Raw genomic sequence first — 21,896 nt, forward strand, 5'->3', positions numbered from 1 at the left:
GCTAATCAGAGTACATGCGCTGCCACTGCTCGAGCACGATGAGCGACCAGATCCGCAGCGCGTGGTCGCGGGTGCCGCGGCGGTGCTCGCCGACGATGCGCGCCACCCCGTTGACGTCGAACAGCCCGCGCCGGCGGATCACGTCCGGGTGCAGCCAGTCGGCGACGATGCGCGCCTCGGCCGCCTTGAGCCAGGCCCCGAACGGCGCCGAGAACCCGAGCTTCTTGCGCTTCAGCACCTCGGGCGGCAGCCACTCGCCGGCGATCTTGCGCAGCACTCGCTTCGACGCCAGCGCCGTCACCCGCATCGACGACGGCGCCGCCGCCATCTGCTCGAGCAGCACGTGGTCGCAGAACGGCACCCGCACCTCGAGCCCGTGGGCCATGCTCATGCGGTCGGTCGAGCGCAGCACGTTCTCGGGCAGAAACCCGTGGATGTCGGCGTACCAGGCCCTTGCGACCAGGTCCCCGACGGCAGGGCGGTCGAACGTCGCGGCGATGAAGTTCGGCCCGCGCACCGCCGCGATCCGCCGCGCCGTCTCGGGCGCGTAGGGCCGGTCGCGGGCCGTGTCGGCGCCCTTGCCGACCCACGCCGCGTAGCGCTCGCCCGGCGGCAGCGTCAGGCTGTCGAGGAATTGCCGGCCCCAGCGGCGCATGCTCAGCGCCGTCGTCGGCTCGCCCAGCACCCGCAGCGCCCGCCCGGCCAGCGCGATCGCCCCCGGCGGCACCCGCCCCAGGTGCTCGGAGATCCGCAGCCCGCGGTAGCGCGGGTAGCCGCCGAACACCTCGTCGCCGCCGTCGCCCGCCAGCGCCACCGTCACCCGCTGACGCGCGAACCGTGACAGGTGATAGGCCAGCAGCGCCGTCCACGACCCGAACGGCTCGTCGAAGCCTTCGACCATCGCCGCCAGGTCGTCGAGGATGTCGATCTTCAGCTCGAGCTCGTGGTGCGACAGCCCGAAGTGCCGCGCCACCGCCCGCGCGTGGTGCCGCTCCTCGTAGCTGGCCCCCTCCGGCCCGTAGCCGACGCAGAACGTCTGCAGCGCCGCGCCCCGGCTCGCCAGCGCCGCGACGATCGTCGACGAGTCGAGCCCGCCCGACAGGAACGCCCCCACCGGCACGTCCGCCACCGTGTGCAGCTCGATCGCCTCGGCCAGCGTCGGCGCCACCGCCTCGGCCCACGCCTCGACGCTCTGCAGCCGCGGGTCCGGCGACCGCGGCTCGCAGTCCCACCACTGCGAGATCGTCACCTGTCCTTCACGCCAGGTCATGCGGTGCCCCGGCAGCAGCTGCCGCACCCCGGCGAAGATCGTTCGCGGCGCCGGGACATAGTAGAGCTCGAGGTAGGCATCGAGCGCCGCGAGGTCGAGCGAGCGGTCGACCGCCGGGCAGCGCAGCAGCGCCTTCGGCTCCGACGCGAACAGCAGCACCCCGCCCGCCAGCTCGGCGTAATAGAGCGGCTTCTGCCCCAGCCGGTCGCGCACCAGGTGCAGCTCGCGGGTCCGCCGGTCCCACAACGCGAACGCGAACATGCCCCGCAGCCGCTGCAGTGCCGCCGGCCCCTCGCGTCGCCACAGCTCGAGGATCACCTCGGTGTCGCCGCGCGTGCGCAGCGGGACGCCGGCGGCCAGCAGTTCGGCGCGCAGGGCCGCGAAGTTGTAGATCTCGCCGTTGTAGACGATGACGAGGTCGCCGCTGGCGTCGGCCATCGGCTGGGGGCTGCCGGCGAGGTCGAGGATCGCCAGACGACGGTGCCCGAGCCCGACCTCCGGCTCGAGATGCACACCCTCGCCGTCGGGTCCGCGATGCTGCAGCGCCGCGGTCATGCTGGCCACCAGCGCCGCGTCGCTCGCCCCGACCATGCCGGCGATGCCGCACATCAGAGCCGACCCCCCACCATGCGCGCGCGTCGGCCAGATTCGGGTCCCCAGGGCGCCATCCACGGCGAGCTTGGCATACTATGGCCCGGCCCGCCTGAAGCCGCCCTCATCATGACCGCCGCGACCGACGCCCCCACCGACGCCCCCACCGTCGAACCCGTCGAAGCCTGCCCGGTCTGCGGCGCCCACGACCGCCGCCCCCTGCTCCCCGAGGTCCACGCGATCGGCGTCGTCCGCTGCCGCGCCTGCGACCTGGTCCACGCCACCGGCCACTACGCCGCCACCTACCTCAGCGAGTCCTACTACGCCGCGCGCGCCCGGCAGCGCGAGTCGTCGACGCGCCCGGCCGCGCGAGTCAGCGGCCGCAAGCGCCGCAACGTCGAGCTCTACGATCGCCTCAGCGGCGGCCGCCTCGGTCACCCCCGCGCCGGCGCCCGCGCCCTCGACATCGGCTGCGACACCGGCCTCCTGCTCGATGTCCTGCGCGAGCTCGGCTACCACACCGAGGGCATCGAGCGCTCGCCCGCCGGGACCCAGGCCCAGGCCGCCGGCCACGAGGTCCACGCCCTCGACATCGAGGCGACCGACCTCGGCCTCGGCCGCTTCGACCTCATCACCATGACCCACGTGCTCGAGCACCTGCGCGAGCCGGTGCGCGGCCTGGTGTGGATCCGCCGCCACCTGGCCCCGGGCGGCCTGGCCGTGATCGAGGTCCCCAACTGGGGCGATCTCCTGCGACCGCTGTGGGGCCGCAGCTTCCGTCCGCTCGAGCTCGGCGACCACATCAGCTTCTTCGAGCGCGCCACCTTCACCGCCGCCCTGACCCGCGCTGGTCTCGAGCCCGAGATCTTGTGGAGCGCCCCGCAGCTCGGCACTTCGCTGGCGCCGAGTTTGCTCACTGCCGCCGACCTCGCCCTGGGCCTCCGCCGCCGCCTCGGCCGCTCCGCCCAGGCGCCCGCGGTCGCCGGCGTCGCCGGCAAGCGCCTCCAGTCCTCGAACCAGGGCCGGCGATGGCAGCGCCTCGCCGGACCTCTGGTCGTCCGCGGCCTCGACACCCTCGGCAGCGCGCTCGGCCCGTGGCTCGAAGGCGTGTTCGGAGCCCACTGCAGCTGGGGTGCGAACCTCGTGGTCGTCGCCCGGGCCCACGCCGCCTGACGCGGCAGCAAAAAGCCCCTCCATCCCCGGGGCTTTGCCCCCCTCTTTTCGGGTGTCGGGACCCTCGGATCTTGCTTGACTTCCGCGTCGAACCGGAGCATCTTCCTGGCCCCTCGCACCGAAAGGCGCTGGGGCTCGGGGGTGGTAGTTAAGTCGGTTATAACGCCGGCCTGTCACGTCGGAGGTCGCGGGTTCGAGTCCCGTCCGCCCCGCCAGAGTAGCGAAGCCCCGAAACCAACCGGTTTCGGGGCTTTGTGTTTTGGTCGCCACACGGCCCGGACGCGCCACACGGCCCGGACGCGCCACACGGCCCGGACGCGCCACACGGCCCGGACGCGTCGCACCAGCCTCGCACCGCGAGGCCGAGGCCGACGCCCGGACCGAGCGCCCAGCCTCCCGGTCCGCGGACCTCAGAGCGTCGAGTAGACCGCGTGCCGGCCGACGCCGATGCGCTCGAGCCGGCCCTGCTTCACCAGCGCCCCGAGGTGGTGCCGCAGCACCTTGCGATCGATGCGCGAGTACTCGGCGATGTCCTCGATCGTCACGTCGCCGTTGCCCTCGATGAAGGGCAGCACCTGGCGCGCGACCTCGTCGGTGGACAGCCCGCCGTCCTCGGGCACCTCTTCCTTCTCCTTCTTCAGCGCCTTGGCCTCGGCCTCGACCTCGGCCAGCTCCTCCTCGAGGATCCGGCGCTTCTTCTTGCGACCGGTCGGCTCGGGCTCGACAGCCACCGGCTCGGCCGGGGCACCGAAGCCGTCGCGCAGGTCGCCGAGGGTGATCTTCCCGAACTGCGCCCACAGGCCACGAGCCTCGAGGAATTGGACCAGGTCCCCCAGCGACACCGTGTCGCGGTTCTTGAGGCCCTTGAGCGTCTCGAGCGCGCTCAGCCGCTCGAGCGCGCCGCTCTCGGCGCGGAAAATGGCACTGGCTTCACGTGTCATGGATGTTCCAGATCGGGGCGCTGCGGCCGTTCTGACGGCGCTACGCGCTTCGGCGGGTATTGCTCATCCGATCGGCCCGCGCAAGCCGCGATCGGCCGGGTCCTCGGGAGGGATTGCTCGGACCCACTCGGGGAATCACCGATGCTTGGAGAGATCTCTTCACCGCCGCCGCACGTGTGCGTGAACCCGCGCCCCTGAGTGTACGTAAGCGCCCCTACAGGTACGAGTCCTGGTAACCCCAGAGCGGTTGTGGACAGCTTTGGCGCGGATTCCGCTATTCGGCGAGCCCCCCGCCTTGTGCGGACCGCGCGAACCCGTCGAGCCACCTCGATGCGCGCCTGAACGGCATTCCGGATTCGCGCGGGACAGGCGAGCGTCACAGCGGAATTCCTGTGGATGCGGAAGGGGCGCAAGCCCCCGCCCTAGAGCCTGCCGACGGGCAAACAGCGCGGAGCGCGGAAGTTCTCTGCCCCAACATGTCGTGCTACAAGGCCCCTCACCCACAAGATGTGGGGGTCGAGGGGCGCTTCTGTCCGGCTTGCATCCGGGTGCTCCTCGGTCCATTTCTGCCCGACTTCACAATTCCGCCCCTGCTGCTCGTCTTCGCTCGCCCCGCACCTGGGGTCCGCGCGGAGCCTGGTCGCGGCTGGCCGGGTCTTGCTTTCGCAAGGCCGGTCGCGCATTTCACGCCCCCCCCCCCGTCAACGAGCCTCCTGCCCCCGGAGTCGCCCCGCTATGAAGCTGTCCCGGCTGTTCACCACCGATCAACCCCGACCTTTCTCCGGCATCGAGTTCGAGCGCCGGAGCTCGCGGATCACCAACCCTGACGGGACTGTGGTGTTCGAGGCGAGCAACATCCAGGTCCCCAAGGGTTGGTCGCAGGTCGCGGTCGACATCATGGCGCAGAAGTACTTCCGCAAGGCCGGCGTGCCCGCTCGCCTGCGCAAGGTCGCCGAGGACGGCGTGCCCGAGTGGCTGTGGCGCAGCGAGGCCGACACCGACGCGCTGGCCGCCCTCCCGCCCGAGCAGCGCTCGGTCGGCGAGGCCGACAGCCGCCAGCTGTTCCACCGCCTCGCCGGCTGCTGGACCTACTGGGGCTTCAAGCACGGCTACTTCAGCGACGAGGACTCGGCCCGCGCCTTTTACGACGAGCTGACCACCATGCTCGCCGATCAGGCGGTCGCGCCGAACAGCCCGCAGTGGTTCAACACCGGCCTGCACTGGGCCTACGGCATCACCGGCCCGGCCCAGGGTCACAGCTACTGCGACCCGGTCACCGGTGAGCTCGGCCTGTCGAACAACGCCTACGAGCGCCCGCAGCCGCACGCCTGCTTCATCTCCTCGGTCAGCGACGACCTCGTCGGCCAGGGCGGCATCATGGACCTGTGGGTCCGCGAGGCTCGCCTCTTCAAGTACGGCTCGGGCACCGGCACCAACTTCTCCACCCTCCGCGGCGAGGGCGAGCCGCTGTCGGGCGGCGGTCGCAGCAGCGGCCTGATGAGCTTCCTGAAGATCGGCGACCGCGCCGCCGGGGCGATCAAGAGCGGCGGCACCACCCGGCGCGCCGCCAAGATGGTCATCGTCGACGTCGACCACCCCGACGTCGAGAAGTTCATCGACTGGAAGGTCATCGAGGAGCAGAAGGTCGCCGCGCTGGTCGCCGGCAGCCGCCTGTGCAACCGCCACCTCAACCTGGTCCTCGGGGCGTGCCACGACGTCGCCCTCACCGGCGACGACCGCTTCGACCCGCGCAAGAACAAGGGCCTGCGCGCGGCGATCCGCAGCGCCCGCGCCGCCGAGATCCCCGAGAGCTACGTGCAGCGGGCGATCGCCCTCGCCAAGCAGGGCGCCCGCGAGATCGAGTTCACCGAGTACGACACCAACTGGGACAGCGAGGCCTACGGCACCGTCTCCGGCCAGAACTCGAACAACTCGGTGCGCGTCACCGACGAGTTCCTGCGCGCCGTCGAGGAGGACAACAGCTGGGACCTCATCCGCCGCAGCGACCGCAAGGTCCACCGCACCGTGCGGGCGCGCGAGCTGTGGGACAAGGTCACCTTCTCCGCGTGGGCCTGCGCCGACCCCGGCCTGCAGTTCGACACCACCATCAACGAGTGGCACACCTGCCCGAACGACGGCCGGATCAACGGGTCGAACCCGTGCTCCGAGTACATGTTCCTCGACGACACGGCCTGCAACCTGGCGTCGCTGAACCTGGCCAAGTTCCTCACCCGCACCAGCGGCGCCGCCGACCTCGACCTCGACGTCGAGGCCGTGCGTCACGCCTGCAAGCTGTGGACGATCGTGCTCGAGGTCTCGGTCCTGATGGCCCAGTTCCCGAGCGAGGCGATCGCGGTCCGCAGCTACAAGTACCGCACCCTCGGCCTCGGCTACGCCAACCTCGGCACCTACTTCATGCTGCGCGGCATCGCCTACGACAGCGAGCTGGCGGTGGCGATCTGCGGCGGCGTCACGGCCCTGATGACCGCGGCCTGCTACAGCACCAGCGCCGAGCTGGCGCGCGAGCACGGCCCCTTCCCCGGCTACGCCGCCAACCGCGAGCCGATGCTGCGGGTCATCCGCAACCACCGCCGCGCCGCCTACAACGCCTCGCGCGCCGAGTACGAGGGCCTGTCGATCGCGCCGATGGGCATCGCCCAGCACGTGTGCCCGAGCTACCTGCTCAAGGCCGCCCAGGCCGAGTGGGACGCCGCCCTGCACCTCGGCGAGCAGCACGGCTACCGCAACGCCCAGGTCACCGTCATCGCCCCGACCGGCACCATCGGCCTGCTGATGGACTGCGACACCACCGGCATCGAGCCTGACTTCGCCCTCGTGAAGTTCAAGAAGCTCGCCGGTGGCGGCTACTTCAAAATCATCAACCAGTCGGTGCCCGCCGCCCTCGGCACTCTCGGCTACTCCGAGACGCAGATCACCGACATCGTCCGCTACTGCAAGGGCGCCGGCACCCTCGTCGGCAGCCCGCGGATCTCCCACACCGACCTCAAGCGCAAGGGCTTCACCGACGAGGTGCTCGCGCGCATCGAGTCGGAGCTGGCCGGCGCCTTCGAGATCGGCTTCGTCTTCAACCGCTACGTCCTCGGCGACGACTTCTGCCGCGACGTCCTCAAGTTCAGCGACGCCCAGCTCAACGACCCGGGCTTCAACATCCTCGAGGGCCTCGGCTTCTCCGTCGAGGACATCCAGCGCGCCAACGACTTCGTGTGCGGCACCATGACCGTCGAGGGCGCCCCGCACCTGCGCGCCCAGCACCTGCCGGTGTTCGACTGCGCCAACAAGTGCGGCCGCTACGGCACCCGCTACATCGCCCCGATGGCGCACGTGCGCATGATGGCCGCCGCCCAGCCGTTCCTGTCCGGCGCGATCAGCAAGACGATCAACATGCCGAGCGACGCCACCGTGCGCGAGGTCGAGAGCGTCTACCTCGCCTCGTGGAAGTACGCGCTCAAGGCCAACGCCCTCTACCGCGACGGCAGCAAGCTGAGCCAGCCGCTGTCGTCCGCGCTCGCGGTCGAGGCCGAGGACGACATGGGCGACGCGCTGGCGACCACGCAGCCGCAGGTGATCGAGAAGGTCACCGAGCGGATCGTCCACCGCTACCTCGCCAAGCGCCGGCGCATGCCGGACCGCCGCGGTGGTTACACGCAGAAGGCGACCATCGGCGGCCACAAGGTCTACATCCACACCGGCGAGTACCAGGATGGTTCGCTCGGCGAGATCTTCATCGGCATGCACAAGGAGGGCGCCGCCTTCCGCAGCCTGATGAACTGCTTCGCCATCGCCATCAGCCTCGGCCTGCAGTACGGCGTCCCGCTCGAGGAGTACGTCGACGCCTTCGTGTTCAGCCGCTTCGAGCCCGCCGGCCCGGTGGTCGGCAACTCGCGGATCAAGATGTCGACCTCGATCATCGACTACATCTTCCGCGAGCTCGCCGTCACCTACCTCGACCGCAACGAGCTGGCCCACGTCAACCCCGAGGACCTCGAGCCCGACACGCTCGGCGACCAGAGCCAGAACGAGGCCGTCGAGTTCCAGGACGAAGAGGTCGTCTCGGAGCGCATCGTCACCCCCGGCCCGCTCAAGCTCAGCGCCAACCTCCCGCGCGGCCCGGTGCCCAGCCAGAAGCGCCACGCGATCGAGGTCGAGGACCGCACCGCCGCCGCCGAACCGGCCCGCGCCGCCAAGCCGCGCCCGGCCGCCGCCGCTGCCGCCCCCAGCGTCAGCGAGCAGGTCCGCGTCGCCCGCATGTCCGGCTACGAAGGCGACGCTTGCGGCTCGTGCGGCAGCTTCACGATGGTCCGCAACGGCTCCTGCCTGAAGTGCGTCAGCTGCGGCGCCACCAGCGGCTGCTCGTGAACGACCGGCGGCGCGCGGATCTTGCCTTCCAAGCGGGATCCGCGCCTCGCCTCGCTGCACCACTGTTGCTCGCCGGGTGCCCGGCGGTACTCTTGGCCGATGATGATGGCCGGGTCGCCGCGTAGGGACACACCATGACAGCCAAGCTCCGCGCCGTCGCGTTGGTCGGGGTGGGCATGCTCTTTGGGGCAGGTCTCTCGGGATATGTCCAATCGGCCATCGCCCAGCCTGGCGCGCAGGTCGCCCAGTCGGCCCCGGCCGACTACTCGCGCTACCGCAAGCTCGACATGTTCGCGCGGGCGCTGACCATCCTCGAGAATCACTACGTCCGCCCCGTCGACAGCGAGAAGCTCATCTACGGCGCGATCGCCGGGCTCGTCGCCGAGCTCGACCCGCACAGCGAGTTCCTCCCCCCGCGCGAGGCTCGCCTGCTCCGCGAGGACATCGAGGGCAGCTTCGGCGGCGTCGGCATGGTCGTCATCCTCCGCCAGGAGACCCAGCCGCAGGCGCGCTACGTCCTCGAGGTCCGCGAGGTCGTCGCCAAGGGCCCGGCCGAGCGCGCCGGCGTGGTCGTCGGCGACCTCATCCCCTCGATCGAGGGCAAGCCGATCAGCCACTTCTTCGACCTTCGGCGCGCCATCATGGCGATGCGCGGCGCACCTGGCACGAAGGTCAGCTTCACCCTCGAGCGTCCTGCCCCCAAGGTCGACGGCAAGCCCGGCAAGCCGAGCGTGCGCAGCCTCGTCGTCACCCGCGAGTACATCGACAGCCCCGCCGTCACCAGCCGCATGCTCGGCGAGGGCCTCGGTCACGTGCGCCTGCGCGACTTCTCCGAGACCAGCGGGCGCGAGCTGTCGGCCGCGCTCGCCAGCTTGCGCGACCAATCGCGCGACGGCCTCAGCGGCGTCGTCCTCGACCTGCGCGACAACGGCGGCGGCCTGCTCGACCAGGCGATCGCCATCGTCGACCTGTTCGTCAACGAGGGCTCGATCGTCCGCACCCGCGGCCGCCGCGGCGAGCTGCTCGACGAAGCCCGCGCCGTCCCTGGCTCGGCCTGGTCCAAGCTCCCGATCGTCGTCCTCGTCAACAAGTCCTCCGCCTCCGCCTCCGAGATCGTCGCCGGTGCGCTGCAAGATCACCGGCGCGCCCTCATCGTCGGCGAGCGCACCTACGGCAAGGGCTCCGTGCAGGCCCCGTTCGAGCTCGGCGACGGCTCGCTGCTCAAGCTGACCATCGCCCTCTACTACACTCCCAACGATCGTCTCATCCAGGCCAGCGGGATCCAGCCCGACGTCGTCGTAGGCGCCGACTTCCGGCCTTACAAGGACAGCCAGCCCGAGCTCGAGCCCGAGCGCGCCCAGCCGCGGCACCTCAAGCCCGAGGAATTCGGCTACCCCGCCGTCCCGCTGACCGACGACAGCGAGGCCGTGCGCGGCGCTGCCGAGGACGCCCAGCTGCGCGTCGCCGTGCAGCACCTGCGCGGCCTCGTGCGGGTGCCCGCGCGCGGCGGTCGTCGGAGGTGACTCTGGACCCGACCGGCGATCGGCTGCTTCGGCCCGCTGCGATGCCGCGGTGGGCTCGCGTCTCCTTGATCGCCTGGTGGGTGCTCGCGGCGCTGCTGTTTTGGCTCGCACCGGCGCCGCCGCCCGCTCCGCTCGCGGCCGCCGAGGACGAGGCGATCTTCCAGCGCCAGCTCGACGAGACCGTCGCGCGCACGCGTCGCTGGCAGGACTCGCGCGGCGACCTGACGATCCCCTGGCACCAGGCGCGCGGCCACCTTGCGATCGTCATCGACGACATCGGCCGCGAGCTCCACCACTTCGATCGGCTGCTCGCGCTGCGCTTCCCTTTGACCTTCAGCGTCGTCCCGGGCGGCGTCTACGCCGTCGGCGCGCAGCTCCGGCTGTGCGGCGACCGTCGCCGGCCGCGGGAGATCCTCCTTCATCTCCCGAGCGAGCCGCTCGACCCAGACAAGATGACCGCCGGTCCCGAAGCGCGGGAGCAATTCCTCCGCGTGGGCGCCTCGGCCGACGACCTGCGCGCGGCGCTGCGAGCGGCGCTGGAGCGGGTCCCCACGGCTGTCGGCGTCAACAATCACATGGGCTCGCGGCTCACTGCCGACCGGGCCGCCATGGACGCGCTGATGCCCGAGCTGTGGGCGCGCGGCCTCTTCTTCCTCGACTCGCGGACGACCGCGCACAGCCAGGGCCTCGCCGCCGCGGACGCCGCGGGGGTCCCCACGCTCGGGCGCGACGTGTTTTTGGACCACGATCCGCGCCCCGAAGCGATTTTGGCCCAGCTTCGGCAGGCAGCTGCCCGCGCGCGCGAGGCCCCGACCGTCGTCATTGCCCATCCTTCGCAGGAGGTCGTGGAGGCCCTGCGGACCGAGCTTCCGCGACTGCACCGGGACGGGATCGGCATCTATCCGCTGCGCGAGATCCTCGCGCGTCGCGGCCTCGACAAAGTGCGGGAGTGAACGTTGTTATTGCCGAAAGCGGCAGCAACGGCTGGGTTGGCTGGCTCCGAACGTGCGGATGCGGAGCCGCGGCGCCGCGGCCTCGCTTGACAGTAATTCGCTGAACTTCCTACCCTGAAGCTCACACGGATGGCCCTGCGACTGATCATCGAGGACGAAGAGGGCGCGACCACGATCGTGCCGCTCGGAGAAGAGGAGATCACGATCGGTCGGGAGCCAGGGAACACCATCCAGCTCACCGAGCAGAACGTCTCCCGGCAGCACGCGCGACTCACCCCAGGTTCGGATGGGTGGGTGATCGAGGACCTCGACAGTTACAACGGGGTCCGGGTGAACGGAGTCCTCATCGAGGGCACGGTCAACCTCAACGAGGGCGACGTGGTGCAGATCGGCGATTACCACCTCGCCATCACCAACAACGCCGAGCAGACGACCCTCAACATCGATCGCCAGGGAGGCATCGCGGGCACCGATCCGATGCGCGCCGCCCCCAGCATGGATCTGCCGCGGATCCCCGCCAGCGAAGCGGTGGTGATGATCGCTCCGCCGCCGCCGCTGCCCGATCACTCGCGCGACCGCGACGACGATCGTCACACGGATCAGCCCGCCGAGAACAAGGGTCGCGGCTTGTTGTTCGCGTTGCTCGCGGTGTTCCTGATCGGTGGCGGACTCGTCGCCTATCAGTTCACGTTGGGCAAGGGTGCCGGCGCCGAGACGCCGAAGGCTCCGAAGGTCGATCCGCCGGCGAAGACCGAGGAGCCGCCGCCGCCCGAGCCCAAGCCCGAGGCGAAGGCGCCCGAGCAGGCGCCGCCTGTAGACCCGCCGCTGCCCAACGATCCGGTGCCCGGGGTGACCGGCGCTCCGCCCGAGGAGCCGCCGCCTGAAAATCCGCTGCCGACCAAGACCGACAAGCCCGCCGTGCCTGCGGTGCCCAAGGGCGAGAAGGTCGTCAAGCCGCCGGTGACCAAGACCGACAAGCCGCCCGTGCCCAAGGGTGACCCGGTGCAGCTCCTCGAGGACGCGCGCAAGGCCAACCTCGCCGGCAACGCCACGCAGGCCTACGACCTGGCCAAGAAGAGCTACGAGATCGACAAGGGCTCGAACGCTCTGGCGCTGATGGGCGCCTCCGCGTGCAAGATGGGCGATCAGGCCAAGGCCAAGTCGGCCTTCAAGAAGCTGACCGACCCCAACCGCCAGAAGCAGATGGTGTCGGTATGCGCAGAACGAGGCATCGTGCTCGAGTGAGTAGTTCTTCGGGACATGTCCTGAAGAACAGCCTCTACCTCCTCGCCGCCGCTGCCGCCCTGCTCGCCGCGCCCGTGAGCGCCGCCCCGTGGGAGGACGCCACGGCGCTCACGATCGGTACCACGGCCGAGTGGACCAACAAGGTCGAGCTCGCCGACATCGACGGCGACGGGCTGGTCGACATCCTGTTCGCCAACGGGGCCGGCTACGCCTCGCCCGACGATCCCGAGCCGAACCGGGCCTTCCTCAACCGGGGCCCCGGCATGCCGTTCGTCGACGTCAGCGAAGAGGTCTTCGGCCCCGAGCCTGACTTCACCCGCGCGATCAAGGTGCGCGACCTCGACGGCGACGGCGACCCCGACATCCTGGTCGCCAACACCTTCGAGACTCGGAGCCGGCTCTACCTCGGCGACGGCCAGGGCGGCTTCGTCGAGGCCAGCGACGACCTCCCGCAGGCTCCGCACAGCTTCGGCGACGTCGAGCTCGGCGACGTCGACGGCGACGGCGACCTCGACGCCGTGCTCGCCGACTGGGGCCCCGGCGACGCCGGTCAGAGCTCGGGCGTCACTCGTTTGTGGCGCAACGACGGCGGCGTCTTCACCGACGTCACCACCACCCACATGCCCGACGCTCTGGTCGCCTGGTCGTGGGAGCTCGAGTTCGCCGACGTCGACAACGACCTCGACCTCGACCTGCTCGTCTCGTGCAAGGCGTGCTCGGGCTCGTACATGTTCGTCAACGACGGCGCCGGCGTGTTCACCGACGCCTCCGACAAGCTGCCGCAGTACGGCAACAACTACGACTTCGAGGCGATCGATCTGACCGGCGACGGCTGGCTCGACCTCGTCACGATCAACGACGGGCCTGGTGGTCGCGAGCACATCTTCGTCAACGACGGCGCTGGCGGCTTCGTCGACGCCACCGCCGACCTCTGGCCCGACTTCGAAAACCTCCCTGGCGACGACAACATGCTCGCCTTCCTCGACTACGACAGCGACGGTGACGCCGACTTCGTGATCGCCGGCCTGTTCGGCAGCGACGACCGCCTGATGCTCAACAGCGGCGACGGCCACCTCGAGGTCGTCGACGCCTTCAAGCCCGCCAAGTCGATGGGCACCCTCGGCCTCGCCGTCGCCGACCTCGACGGCGACAGGAAGATCGACGTCGTGCTCGCCGAGGGCGAGATCCCCGACAACGCCGACCGCGTGTTCCTCGGCGTCGACATCGCGGTCGACACCGCCGCCCCGAAGATCTCCCTCGTCACCCTGGTAGACGGCGGCGTGGTCGCGCGGATCCACGACAACAAGACCCCCGTCATGCCGCACGATTTCCAGTCGGTCGTGCTGGTCGCCGACGGCACCGAGGTCCCGATGCAGTGGTACGGCGAGGCGCTGTGGCGCGGCGCCCCGCGCGAGCCGTTCGGCCAGCTGTGCGCCGTCGATGCCGCGGGCAACGAGACCTGCGTGGAGTTCGGCGAGGACCCCGGCGAGACCGACACCGACGACGGCGTCAACACCACCAACGACTCCGGCACCACCGAGGCCCCGACCACCGGCGACGACCCGACCACCGGCGGCCCCGGCACGACCACGGGCGACGGCGGCACCACTGACGCCACGGGCAGCGACGACACCGCCAGCACCGGGGACACCAGCGGCATCGACGACGACGGCGGCTGCGGCTGTCGCCAGCGTTCGCCGGGCCCTGGCGGCCTGCTCGCCCTCGGTCTGCTCGCCCTGGTCCGCCGCCGCCGCCGCTGAGTCCCTGCCCTTCGGGGCCTATCCCTTCGGACAGGCGCCATGCGTCGCCGCGAGACCGCCTGCCCTTCGGGGCATGTCCCTTCAGCCAGGTGTCATGCGCCGCGAGACCGCCGCTCCGCCTGCCCTTCGGGGCATGTCCCTTCGGACGTGTGTCATTCGTCGCCGCGAGACCGCCGTTCGGCATGTCCTTCGGGGCATGTCTATTCGGCCAGGCGTCGTGCGTCGCCGCGAGCCGTCATTCCGCCTGCCCTTCGGGGCATGTCCATTCGGCCAGGCGTCATGCGTCGCCGCGAGCCCGCCGTTTCAGAGAGCTCGCTCGCGTGCCGCGCGTCGACCTGTCCCTTCAGCCAGGCCATGGGCTCGATCCGCGGCCTGCCTCCCTCGAGCGTCCGTCGCGGCCTGCCCCTTCGGCCAGCCTCCCGCAGCGGGCCACCGGCCTCGACCGCGCGGTCGTCGAGCGAGCCGCCGCTCACGCGGTCGCCCGGCGCGCGGGCCGCGGTCCTTCGGCTCCGTCCCGGGCGACTGATTTTCTCGGGAAAACGGACCCCGGGGGGCGCGAGGCCGGGGCCTCGCAGGTGATGCGCTCGGCAGGATTCGAACCTGCGACCCTCGGGTTCGAAGCCCGATGCTCTATCCAGCTGAGCTACGAACGCGGCCCGGCCAGGATACCCGAACTCGCCCCGGGCGAAAAGCGCACGCACAGCGCGCCGTGCATGGGCCATGCCGGCCTTTTATAATGACGGACGAACTGACCGCCGGCCTCAGGCCCTCCCAGGAGCACCCATGCGTCTCGTCTCGGCCCTCTCGCGTCACCGCACCCTCCTCTCGGCCTCAGGCCTCGCCGCTGCCAGCGTTTGGTTGGCCGTCGAACACCGCCCCGGCGACGACGGCGTGCGGGCCGCGGACATCACGCCCGTCGCCATCACCGACCTCGATCTCGCCGACAGCACCGGCGCCCTGCTGCTCGACCTCGTCGAACCCGAGGACGGCGAGGGCGGCAGCGAAGCCGAGCTGCGCGCGCTGCTCGACGGCCTCGGCCTCGCCTGGGAGCCGGCCGGCTTCTACAGCGAGGGCGAGCACCTCTTCCGCGTCGTCGGCGAGCCCGACCAGCTCGCCGAGCTGCAGACCACGCTCGCCGGCAACCCGCTCGTCGAGGTCGTCGAGCCCGAGCTCGTCTACTCGCTCGTCGGCGACGTCGCCATCGAGCCCGCCGACGAGCTCGAGCCGAGCAAGGAACGCCGCCCGCGCTTCGAGCCCGACGACCCGATGTACGCCCGCCAGTGGCACATGCAGATGATCCACACCCCCGAGGCGTGGGGCGTCACCAAGGGCGAGGGCGTCGTCGTCGCCGTCATCGACACCGGCGTCGCCTGGAAGGACCTGCCCGGCGTCGCCAAGCAGGCGCCCGACCTGGCCGGCACCGCCTTCACCCAGGGCGTCAGCTTCGTCCCCAACTCGCTGCCCGATGGCCTCGACGATCACCTGCACGGCACCCACGTCGCCGGCACGATCGCCCAGACCACCCACAACGCGCTCGGCGTGACCGGCGTCGCCTTCAAGAGCACGATCATGCCGCTCAAGGTGCTGAGCGGTGACGGCCGCGGGCAGATCCCCTGGATCGCCAACGCCATCCGCTACGCCGCCGACAACGGCGCCCAGGTCATCAACATGAGCCTCGGCGGGCCGATGCCCTCGAGCGTGCTCGCCAAGGCGATCGACTACGCCAACAGCAAGGGCACCACCGTCGTCTGCGCCGCCGGCAACGAGAGCCGCGGCCGCGTCGGCTGGCCCGCCTCCAACAACGGCTCGGTCGCGGTCGCGGCGGTCGACGCGATGGGCGTGCGCACCTGGTACTCGAATTGGGGCAAGGACCTCGACGTCTCGGCCCCCGGCGGCGACACCCGCGTCGACAAGAACGGCGACGGCTACCCCGACGGCGTGCTGCAGAACACGATCCTCCTGCAGGATCCGATGAAGAGCGATTACATGTGGCTGCAGGGCACCTCGATGGCCTCGCCGCACGCCGCCGGCGTCGCCGCCCTGGTCGTCTCGCGCGGCGTCAACAACCCGCCCGAGGTCGAGCGGATCTTGAAGAAGACCGCGAAGCACCCCAACAACATCGAGTGGGACAAGGAGTACGGCGCCGGTGTCATCGACGCCGTGGCCGCCGTCGACGCCTCGATCGAGAGCTACCAGGCCGAGCGCGGCGGCCTGCTCGGCCTGCTCGGGCTCGGCGGCCTCGCGGGCCTCGGCCTCGCCGGCCTCGCCGGTCGGCGCGCGCGCGTGGCTGCGCTCGGCAGCATGGTGCTCGGGGCAGGTCTCGCCGCGGGCGCGTTCGGCCTGACGCCGATCGCCTACGCCGCGGCCGATCTCGCCGGTGCGACCGCGATCGGCTCGCCGCTGTTCCTGTCGGCGCTGCTGCCGGTCCTGGCGACCCTGCTGCTGGTCGGCTTCCGCCCGCTCCGCAGCATCCTCGTCGGCCTCAACCTCGGCTACGCCGCCCTGCTCCTGCACGGCGCGATCGTCCTGCCGACGCTGCTCAACGGCCTCCCCGGCGGCCCGACGATCGACCGCCTGTGGCTCGCGGCGCACGCCCTCGTGGCCCTCGCGCTCGCCCGCCGCGTCTCGCGGATGTGATCCACGAGCTCGCCCGCACCCCGAGCCCGCGCCGGCCCACGCCCGCGCGGGCTTCGCTGTTTCTCGCACCGACTCGCGTCGGCCACGTCGCTCGCGGAAGCTGCATGCGCCCGGAGCACGCGTGAGCCACGAACGCCTCGCATCGCCCGCTGAAGCCGCATGCGCTGGGAGCTCTTTCAGGGCCCCGCACGACTCAAACGCCACGCGCCGGCGTGAGCCTCGCGGGTCAGACCACGACGCGAACGCGACCCCGTTCTTCGTCCCCGTGGCACGCCCTCGTGGCCCTCGCGCTCGCCCCCCGCGTCTCGCGGATGTGATCGGCGAGCTCGCCCGCACCCCAAGCCCGCGCCGGCCCACGCCTGCGCGGGCTTCGCTGTTTCTCGCGCCGACACGCGCCGGCCACGTCGCTCGCGGAAGCTGCATACGCCCGGAGCACGCGTGAGCCACGAACGCCCCGCATCGCCCGCCGAAGTCGCATGCACTGGGAGCTCTTTCAGGGCCCCGGGCGGTCACGCGCCGGCGTGAGCCTCGCGGTCAGGCCACGACGCGAACGCGACCCCGTTCCTCGTCGCCGTGTGATGCACGCCTCTTCGTGCTGTGGACGACGGCCAGAACTGTTCGAAGCAGCTCGCTACCTCCTCGCTTCGGCGAGACCCATCGGAGGACGAAGCATGGCTGAGAGCGCCCCCGAATCGCCGCAACCCTTCGACCTGTCCCGGAGGACATGTCATCACACGCGACCGGCACGCCGCGCGAGCGCGCAGCGATGCACGTTCACGAACAGGCATCGCTCGCATCCGCCCGCTCCGCGCGCCACGATCCGTCCGGTTGCGCGTGGCGTGAGCCAGGATCTCGGTCTCTCGGGGCGGACTCGTCCACCCGCCCAACAGCCCGCTGAAAGGCCCTGACCGCCATTGCGCCCCCTGCGCACGGACGCGTGAACCGGCGCGCAGGCCGCGCGCGCGGGATCAATCCTGAAAATCACTTTCAAACTCCTTGCGATCCGACCTCGAGCTGGGCACCCTGAAGGAGTCATTTTGACAATGATTTTCATCGCCATCCTCAGGACTCGGGACGCGTAGTCATCATGATCGTCTGTCTGTGCAAGGGTGTTTCGTGTCGCACGATCCTCGCCGAGGCTCGCCGGGGGGCCTGCACGCTGAAGCAGATCCGGCAGACCTGTCAGGCGGGCACCGGCTGCGGGGCGTGCGTCCAGCAGATCCGGCAGCTGCTCGAGAGCGCCGCGCCGGCCCGGCACGAGCATCACAGCAGCAGCGTCGGCAGCGGCGAAGCGACCTGAAGCGCCGCGTCGAAGTTGAACGTCTTTTTCACCGCGGCGCTGCTGCCGGCGGTGCGCGTGGGCCCGTGCTAGCGTGCGCCCACGATGAAGGGCAACGACAAGATCCTCAACGCGCTCAATGAAGTACTGACAGCCGAGCTGACGGCGATCAATCAGTACTTCATCCACGCGAAGATGTGTAAGAACTGGGGCTATAGCAAGATCGCCTCGAAGATCCGCGCCGAGTCGATCGACGAGATGAAGCACGCGGACGACCTCATCGAGCGCATCCTGTTCCTCGAGGGCATCCCGAACGTCCAGCGCTACAACAAGGTCAACGTCGGCGAGTCGGTCAAAGAGCAGTTCGAGCTCGACCTCAAGCTCGAGTACGACGCCGTGCAGCGCTTCAACAATGGCATCGCCATGTGTCGCGACCTCGGCGACAACGCCACCCGCGAGCTGCTCGAGCGCATGCTGATCTCCGAGGAAGAGCACGTCGACTGGCTCGAGACTCAGCTCGGCCTGATCCAGGCCCTCGGCGAGCCGATGTACTGCGCCCAGCAGCTCTGAACGCCCCGCGATGCTCGTCTCTCGCGGCCAGCCGCCGCGAGCCGGGACGCGGCCGCTGTCCCGCCCCGACCTGCTCTACGGACAGAGTCTCTATCGAGCGAGCGGCTGACCTTCGGGACAGCCCTCGCGCTTCGCCGACCTGTCCTCGCGGACAGCCTCAACCGAGCGAGCGGCGGACCTTCGGGACAGCCCTCGCGTTTCGCCGACCTGTCCTCGCGGACAGCCTCTATCGAGCGAGCGGCGGACCTCCGGGACAGCCCTCGCACTTCGCCGACCTGTCCTCACGGACAGCCTCTATTGAGCGAGCGGCTGGCCTTCGGGACAGCCCTCGCGCTTCGCCGCGGCCTCGCGGGCAGCGCTCACTTCTTCGCGTCGGCCGGGCGCTTGGCGTCCGCCGGCGCCTCGGCCTTCGCATCGGCCGGCTTCGCCTCCGCGGGCGGCTCGGAGCCCGGCACGGCGAACTTGGTCTCGTCGACCGGCACGTTGAGCTCGAGCTTGGTGGTCGTCGTCTTCAGCTTCTGCAGCTTCATGTCGGCGACCTGCTCGAACGCGAACCACACCCCGTTCTGCTCGCGATAGTCGGACAGCGTCACCTCGACGGGGATCTCGCCCATCGAGCTGAACTGCTTGAGCCGCTGCGCCACCAGGCGGTGGTCGGCGAGGTCGATGCGCAGCGTCACGGAGTTGCCCGACTTGCTGGCGGTAAGCACGACCTCGGCGAACTTCTTGCCACCGACCTCCTCGACCTTGGTCGTCTCGGCCTTGTCGAAGAAGCGCTTCCAGTCGTGGGCGATGTTCAGCGACGTGCCCATCTCGGCCATCGCGGCCTCTTTGCCCGTCAGCTCGCGCAGGCCCTGGATCGGGTCGAGCGTCCACAGCTTGCCCGCCTTGCCGCCGCCGGTGCTCACGCCCACGCCCGGCAGCGTGATCTCCAGATAAAAATCATCGCCCTTCGACCAGGTCTTGCCGACGCCGGAGATCCCCGCGCCGAGGATCTCGACCTGCATCTCCTGATAGAAGCTCTTGATCTCGTCGAGCTTGGCCGCGCCGCCGCCCGCCTCGACCACCTTCGCCAGCAGCTCCGCCGCGTCGGGCAGGGCGTTCGCCGCCGGCGCCGCCGCCTCGGCCGGCTTCGCCTCGGTCGCCGGCGTGGCCTTGGCCGCCTCGGCCTTCTTCGCCTCGCCGCCGTCGCACCCGCCGAGGGCCATCAGGGCGGTCAGACACAGGACTTGCAGGCGTCGCATGCGGGTAGCTCCTTGGGACATGTTCTCAGGGACTCTTGCTGTCGAAGGCCGCGACCGCGGCGGCCAGCACCGGGTCGCGCCCGGCGACGAAATCGGCCCGCGTCTCGACCGCGGTGATGTCGGGGCTGACGCCGTCGCCCTCGGCGACCGTGCCCTTGGCCGAGTGGTAGTCGCCGACGACGTATTGCAGCAGCGCGCCGTTGTCGAGCCGCTCGAGCAGCGACGGCAGCGCCGCACCGGCCGAGGCGCGCGCCCCGGCCACCCGCACGCGCCCGAGGTCGCGCAGGCCCGCCGCGAAGATCTCCGAAGTGCTCGCCGTGCCCTCGTCGACCAGCACGATCACCGGCCCCGCGAACGCCCCGGGATCGCCGGCCACGTTGAACTCCTGGGCGAACTCGCGGAACTGCAGCTTGCCGAGGCTGCCCGACTCTCGGAGCAGCAGGCGCGCGACCGGGATCGACATCGCCCCCACGCCGCCCGGGTTGCCGCGCAGGTCGAGCACCAGCGCCTCCATGCCCTGGCCGCGCAGGTCGGTCATCGCCGCCTTCACGCGCTCGACCATCGGCAACATCCAGTAGTTGAACGCGATGTAGCCGATCTTCGGGCCGCTGCCCTCACGCTCCAGCATGCGGTGCTCGACCGTGGTCGGCAGGTCGCGCAGGTTGCCGAGCGACACCAGCTCGCCGGGCGGCGTGACGCAGGCGACATCCTTCGTCACCTCGGCGTCGCCGGCGCCCGGATCGAGGAAGGTCAAGCTGACCTTTTGGCCAGGTTGACACGACAGCGCCCGGCCCGCCTCGAAGGCCGCGTGATAGGCGACCTCGCCGGGGCGCATCGCCTCGCTGCGGGCGCGGGCGATCAGAGACTCGGCGGTCCGGTCGCCCAACTTCACCAGCGCCGCACCCGCTGGCACGCCGCTGACGGCCCCGCCGAGCGCCGGGTCGACGACCACCAGCTGCTCGCCGATCATGCGCACGCCCACCGGCACGCGCGCGGGCCCGCCGCTGCGCTCCTCCGGCTCGGCCCCGCTGAACGGCGGCACCACCTTGAAGTGGCTCTGCCCGAGCGTCTCGAGCAGGTCGTTCATCACCTTGTAGGCCGCCGGCCCGTCGGCGACCGCCGTGAGCTTGGCGCCGTACTCGGCCCGCAGCGCCGGCCAGTCCTTGCAGGCCAGCGTCGGGTCGAAGTGCTTCTCCAGCACCGTCCGCCACACGCGCTCGAAGGTCGCCGAGTACGGCGTCTCGGGCAGCGGCGGCAGCGTCGCCGGGTCGAGGTCCGCCCAGCTGCGGCAGGTGTCGCCGGCCGGCCTCGCGGCGGGCGCGTCACTCGCCTGTGGGGCCGCGGGGCTGGCCTCGGCTGTCGGCGCCGTCTTCTCCGACGGCGCCGACTGGCCACACGCGCAGACGAGCGCCACGCATGCGGCGCTCACCGACCTGGGGAAGCGCATCGGCTCACTCGTAGGTCACGCGCTCGAGGGCGTTGAGGTCGAGGACCACGATCTCCTGGCGGCTGAGGCTCAGGATCCCCTCGCGTTGCATCCGGTTGAGCGCGCGCGAGATCTCCTCGCGCACGGTCCCCAGACGCGCAGCAACGGTGTTCATGTCGAGCTGGCGGGGGATCACGCACGGCTTGCCCGCCTCGGCGCCGGCGCGCATCGCCAGCGACAGCAGGAAGGACGCGAGCCGGCGTTCGACTGACCGAAGGGACAGGTCGAGTACGAGGTCGATCAGGCGGTTGGCCCGGAAGGCCATGTGCCGCATCAGCGCGAACGCCAGCGGCTGAGAACGCCCTATAAGGTTGATCACCGGGTCCGTCTCGAACTGCCAGGCCTCCGAGTCGAGCATGGCGAAGGCCGAGGCGGCGCACTGGACGTCCCGCGGCAAGAAACCCTCGCCGATCAGCTTCCCGGGCTCCGCGAGATAGAGGATCTGCTCGCGCCCCTCGGAGGAGATGAGGCTCAGCTTGAATTCGCCCGACTTCACCACGAACAAGCCGGGACCTGGCTCACCACGGCGGAAGACTGAGCGTTTGCGCTTCACCTCGACGAGGTTCGCGCCGAGACATAGCTCGGTCATGGTCTCTTCGGGGACCTGGTCCCAACCGGCGTAGCGCAGCAGCGCCTGGCGGACTTGTTCGACTTCCGCGCCCTCGATCGGCATGGCGCAAGTGTAGCCGTTTTGCGCTCATGATGAGTCTCTCATTTGGTCCGGAGTGAGTTCATCCGGGGCCGTCAGCGGTTTTGCGTACCTGGCGCAACGCCTCGTGGGGCCCGAGTTCGCCGATTTTTAGGACGGCACACATGTAGGACATAAACTCGCCACCACTTACCACCC

At 70.5% G+C, this 21,896-nt stretch carries 14 protein-coding genes and 2 tRNA genes; 10 read left to right on the forward strand and 6 right to left on the reverse strand.

What is annotated here, in order from left to right:
* Position 1: 1 nt before the first annotated feature.
* Complete coding sequence (gene asnB / locus POL25_RS16590; protein ID WP_272087009.1) at positions 2-1,879, reverse strand: asparagine synthase (glutamine-hydrolyzing); 1,878 nt, start codon at positions 1,877-1,879, stop codon at positions 2-4.
* Between the two features lie 111 nt (positions 1,880-1,990).
* Here asnB and POL25_RS16595 point away from each other — a divergent pair, with 111 nt between their 5' ends.
* Together POL25_RS16595 and POL25_RS16600 are read left to right on the forward strand one after the other, a co-directional pair.
* Complete coding sequence (locus POL25_RS16595) at positions 1,991-3,034, forward strand: class I SAM-dependent methyltransferase (RefSeq protein ID WP_272087010.1); 1,044 nt, start codon at positions 1,991-1,993, stop codon at positions 3,032-3,034.
* Between the two features lie 138 nt (positions 3,035-3,172).
* Positions 3,173-3,249: transfer RNA gene (locus POL25_RS16600), tRNA-Asp, on the forward strand.
* A gap of 195 nt (positions 3,250-3,444) precedes the next feature.
* On the opposite strand, the gene POL25_RS16605 is transcribed toward POL25_RS16600, so the two are convergent.
* Entirely contained in the window at positions 3,445-3,975 is a 531-nt protein-coding gene (locus POL25_RS16605; RefSeq protein WP_272087011.1) for a hypothetical protein, read from the reverse strand.
* Positions 3,976-4,710: 735 nt separating this feature from the next.
* Here POL25_RS16605 and POL25_RS16610 point away from each other — a divergent pair.
* The 5 genes from POL25_RS16610 to POL25_RS16630 all read left to right on the forward strand — a co-directional run bounded on the left by POL25_RS16610 (position 4,711) and on the right by POL25_RS16630 (position 13,833).
* Positions 4,711-8,352, forward strand: a complete 3,642-nt coding sequence (locus POL25_RS16610; protein WP_272087012.1) for a vitamin B12-dependent ribonucleotide reductase — start codon at positions 4,711-4,713, stop codon at positions 8,350-8,352.
* A 134-nt stretch (positions 8,353-8,486) separates the two neighbouring features.
* Positions 8,487-9,875, forward strand: coding sequence for a S41 family peptidase (locus POL25_RS16615; protein WP_272087013.1), 1,389 nt, complete (start codon positions 8,487-8,489; stop codon positions 9,873-9,875).
* 41 nt (positions 9,876-9,916) lie between these two features.
* Positions 9,917-10,828: a divergent polysaccharide deacetylase family protein gene (locus POL25_RS16620; protein ID WP_272087014.1), complete on the forward strand. Its 912-nt coding sequence runs from the start codon at positions 9,917-9,919 to the stop codon at positions 10,826-10,828.
* 129 nt (positions 10,829-10,957) lie between these two features.
* On the forward strand, positions 10,958-12,073 hold the full coding sequence (locus POL25_RS16625) for an FHA domain-containing protein (RefSeq protein ID WP_272087015.1): 1,116 nt from the start codon (positions 10,958-10,960) through the stop codon (positions 12,071-12,073).
* Positions 12,070-13,833, forward strand: coding sequence for an FG-GAP repeat domain-containing protein (locus POL25_RS16630; protein ID WP_272087016.1), 1,764 nt, complete (start codon positions 12,070-12,072; stop codon positions 13,831-13,833). Before POL25_RS16625 ends, POL25_RS16630 begins: the two co-directional genes overlap by 4 nt.
* Positions 13,834-14,412: 579 nt before the next feature.
* Here POL25_RS16630 and POL25_RS16635 read toward each other — a convergent pair.
* Positions 14,413-14,486, reverse strand: a tRNA-Arg gene (locus tag POL25_RS16635).
* A gap of 130 nt (positions 14,487-14,616) precedes the next feature.
* Between POL25_RS16635 and POL25_RS16640 the strand changes: the two genes are divergently transcribed.
* The 3 genes from POL25_RS16640 to bfr all read left to right on the forward strand — a co-directional run bounded on the left by POL25_RS16640 (position 14,617) and on the right by bfr (position 18,319).
* The gene (locus POL25_RS16640; RefSeq protein ID WP_272087017.1) at positions 14,617-16,470 is read left to right on the forward strand and encodes a peptidase S8; all 1,854 of its coding nucleotides are present in this window, start codon (positions 14,617-14,619) and stop codon (positions 16,468-16,470) included.
* Positions 16,471-17,557: 1,087 nt separating this feature from the next.
* Positions 17,558-17,770 (forward strand): (2Fe-2S)-binding protein, encoded by a 213-nt coding sequence (locus POL25_RS16645; protein ID WP_272087018.1) that lies wholly within the window; start codon positions 17,558-17,560, stop codon positions 17,768-17,770.
* An 84-nt stretch (positions 17,771-17,854) separates the two neighbouring features.
* Positions 17,855-18,319 carry a bacterioferritin gene (gene bfr / locus POL25_RS16650; RefSeq protein WP_272087019.1) on the forward strand — a complete coding sequence of 155 codons (465 nt, stop codon included), beginning with the start codon at positions 17,855-17,857 and terminating at the stop codon, positions 18,317-18,319.
* Between the two features lie 359 nt (positions 18,320-18,678).
* On the opposite strand, the gene POL25_RS16655 is transcribed toward bfr, so the two are convergent.
* Genes POL25_RS16655 through POL25_RS16665 form a run of 3 tightly spaced genes read right to left on the reverse strand, consistent with a single transcriptional unit; the run spans position 18,679 to position 21,722 of the window.
* Positions 18,679-19,563: a hypothetical protein gene (locus POL25_RS16655; protein ID WP_272087020.1), complete on the reverse strand. Its 885-nt coding sequence runs from the start codon at positions 19,561-19,563 to the stop codon at positions 18,679-18,681.
* Between the two features lie 25 nt (positions 19,564-19,588).
* Entirely contained in the window at positions 19,589-21,010 is a 1,422-nt protein-coding gene (locus POL25_RS16660; RefSeq protein WP_272087021.1) for a S41 family peptidase, read from the reverse strand.
* Positions 21,011-21,014: 4 nt separating this feature from the next.
* Complete coding sequence (locus tag POL25_RS16665; RefSeq protein WP_272087022.1) at positions 21,015-21,722, reverse strand: Crp/Fnr family transcriptional regulator; 708 nt, start codon at positions 21,720-21,722, stop codon at positions 21,015-21,017.
* Between the last annotated feature and the right edge of the window lie 174 nt (positions 21,723-21,896).

This window comes from Nannocystis bainbridge (assembly GCF_028368995.1).
Classification (GTDB): Bacteria; Myxococcota_A; Polyangia; order Nannocystales; family Nannocystaceae; genus Nannocystis; species Nannocystis bainbridge.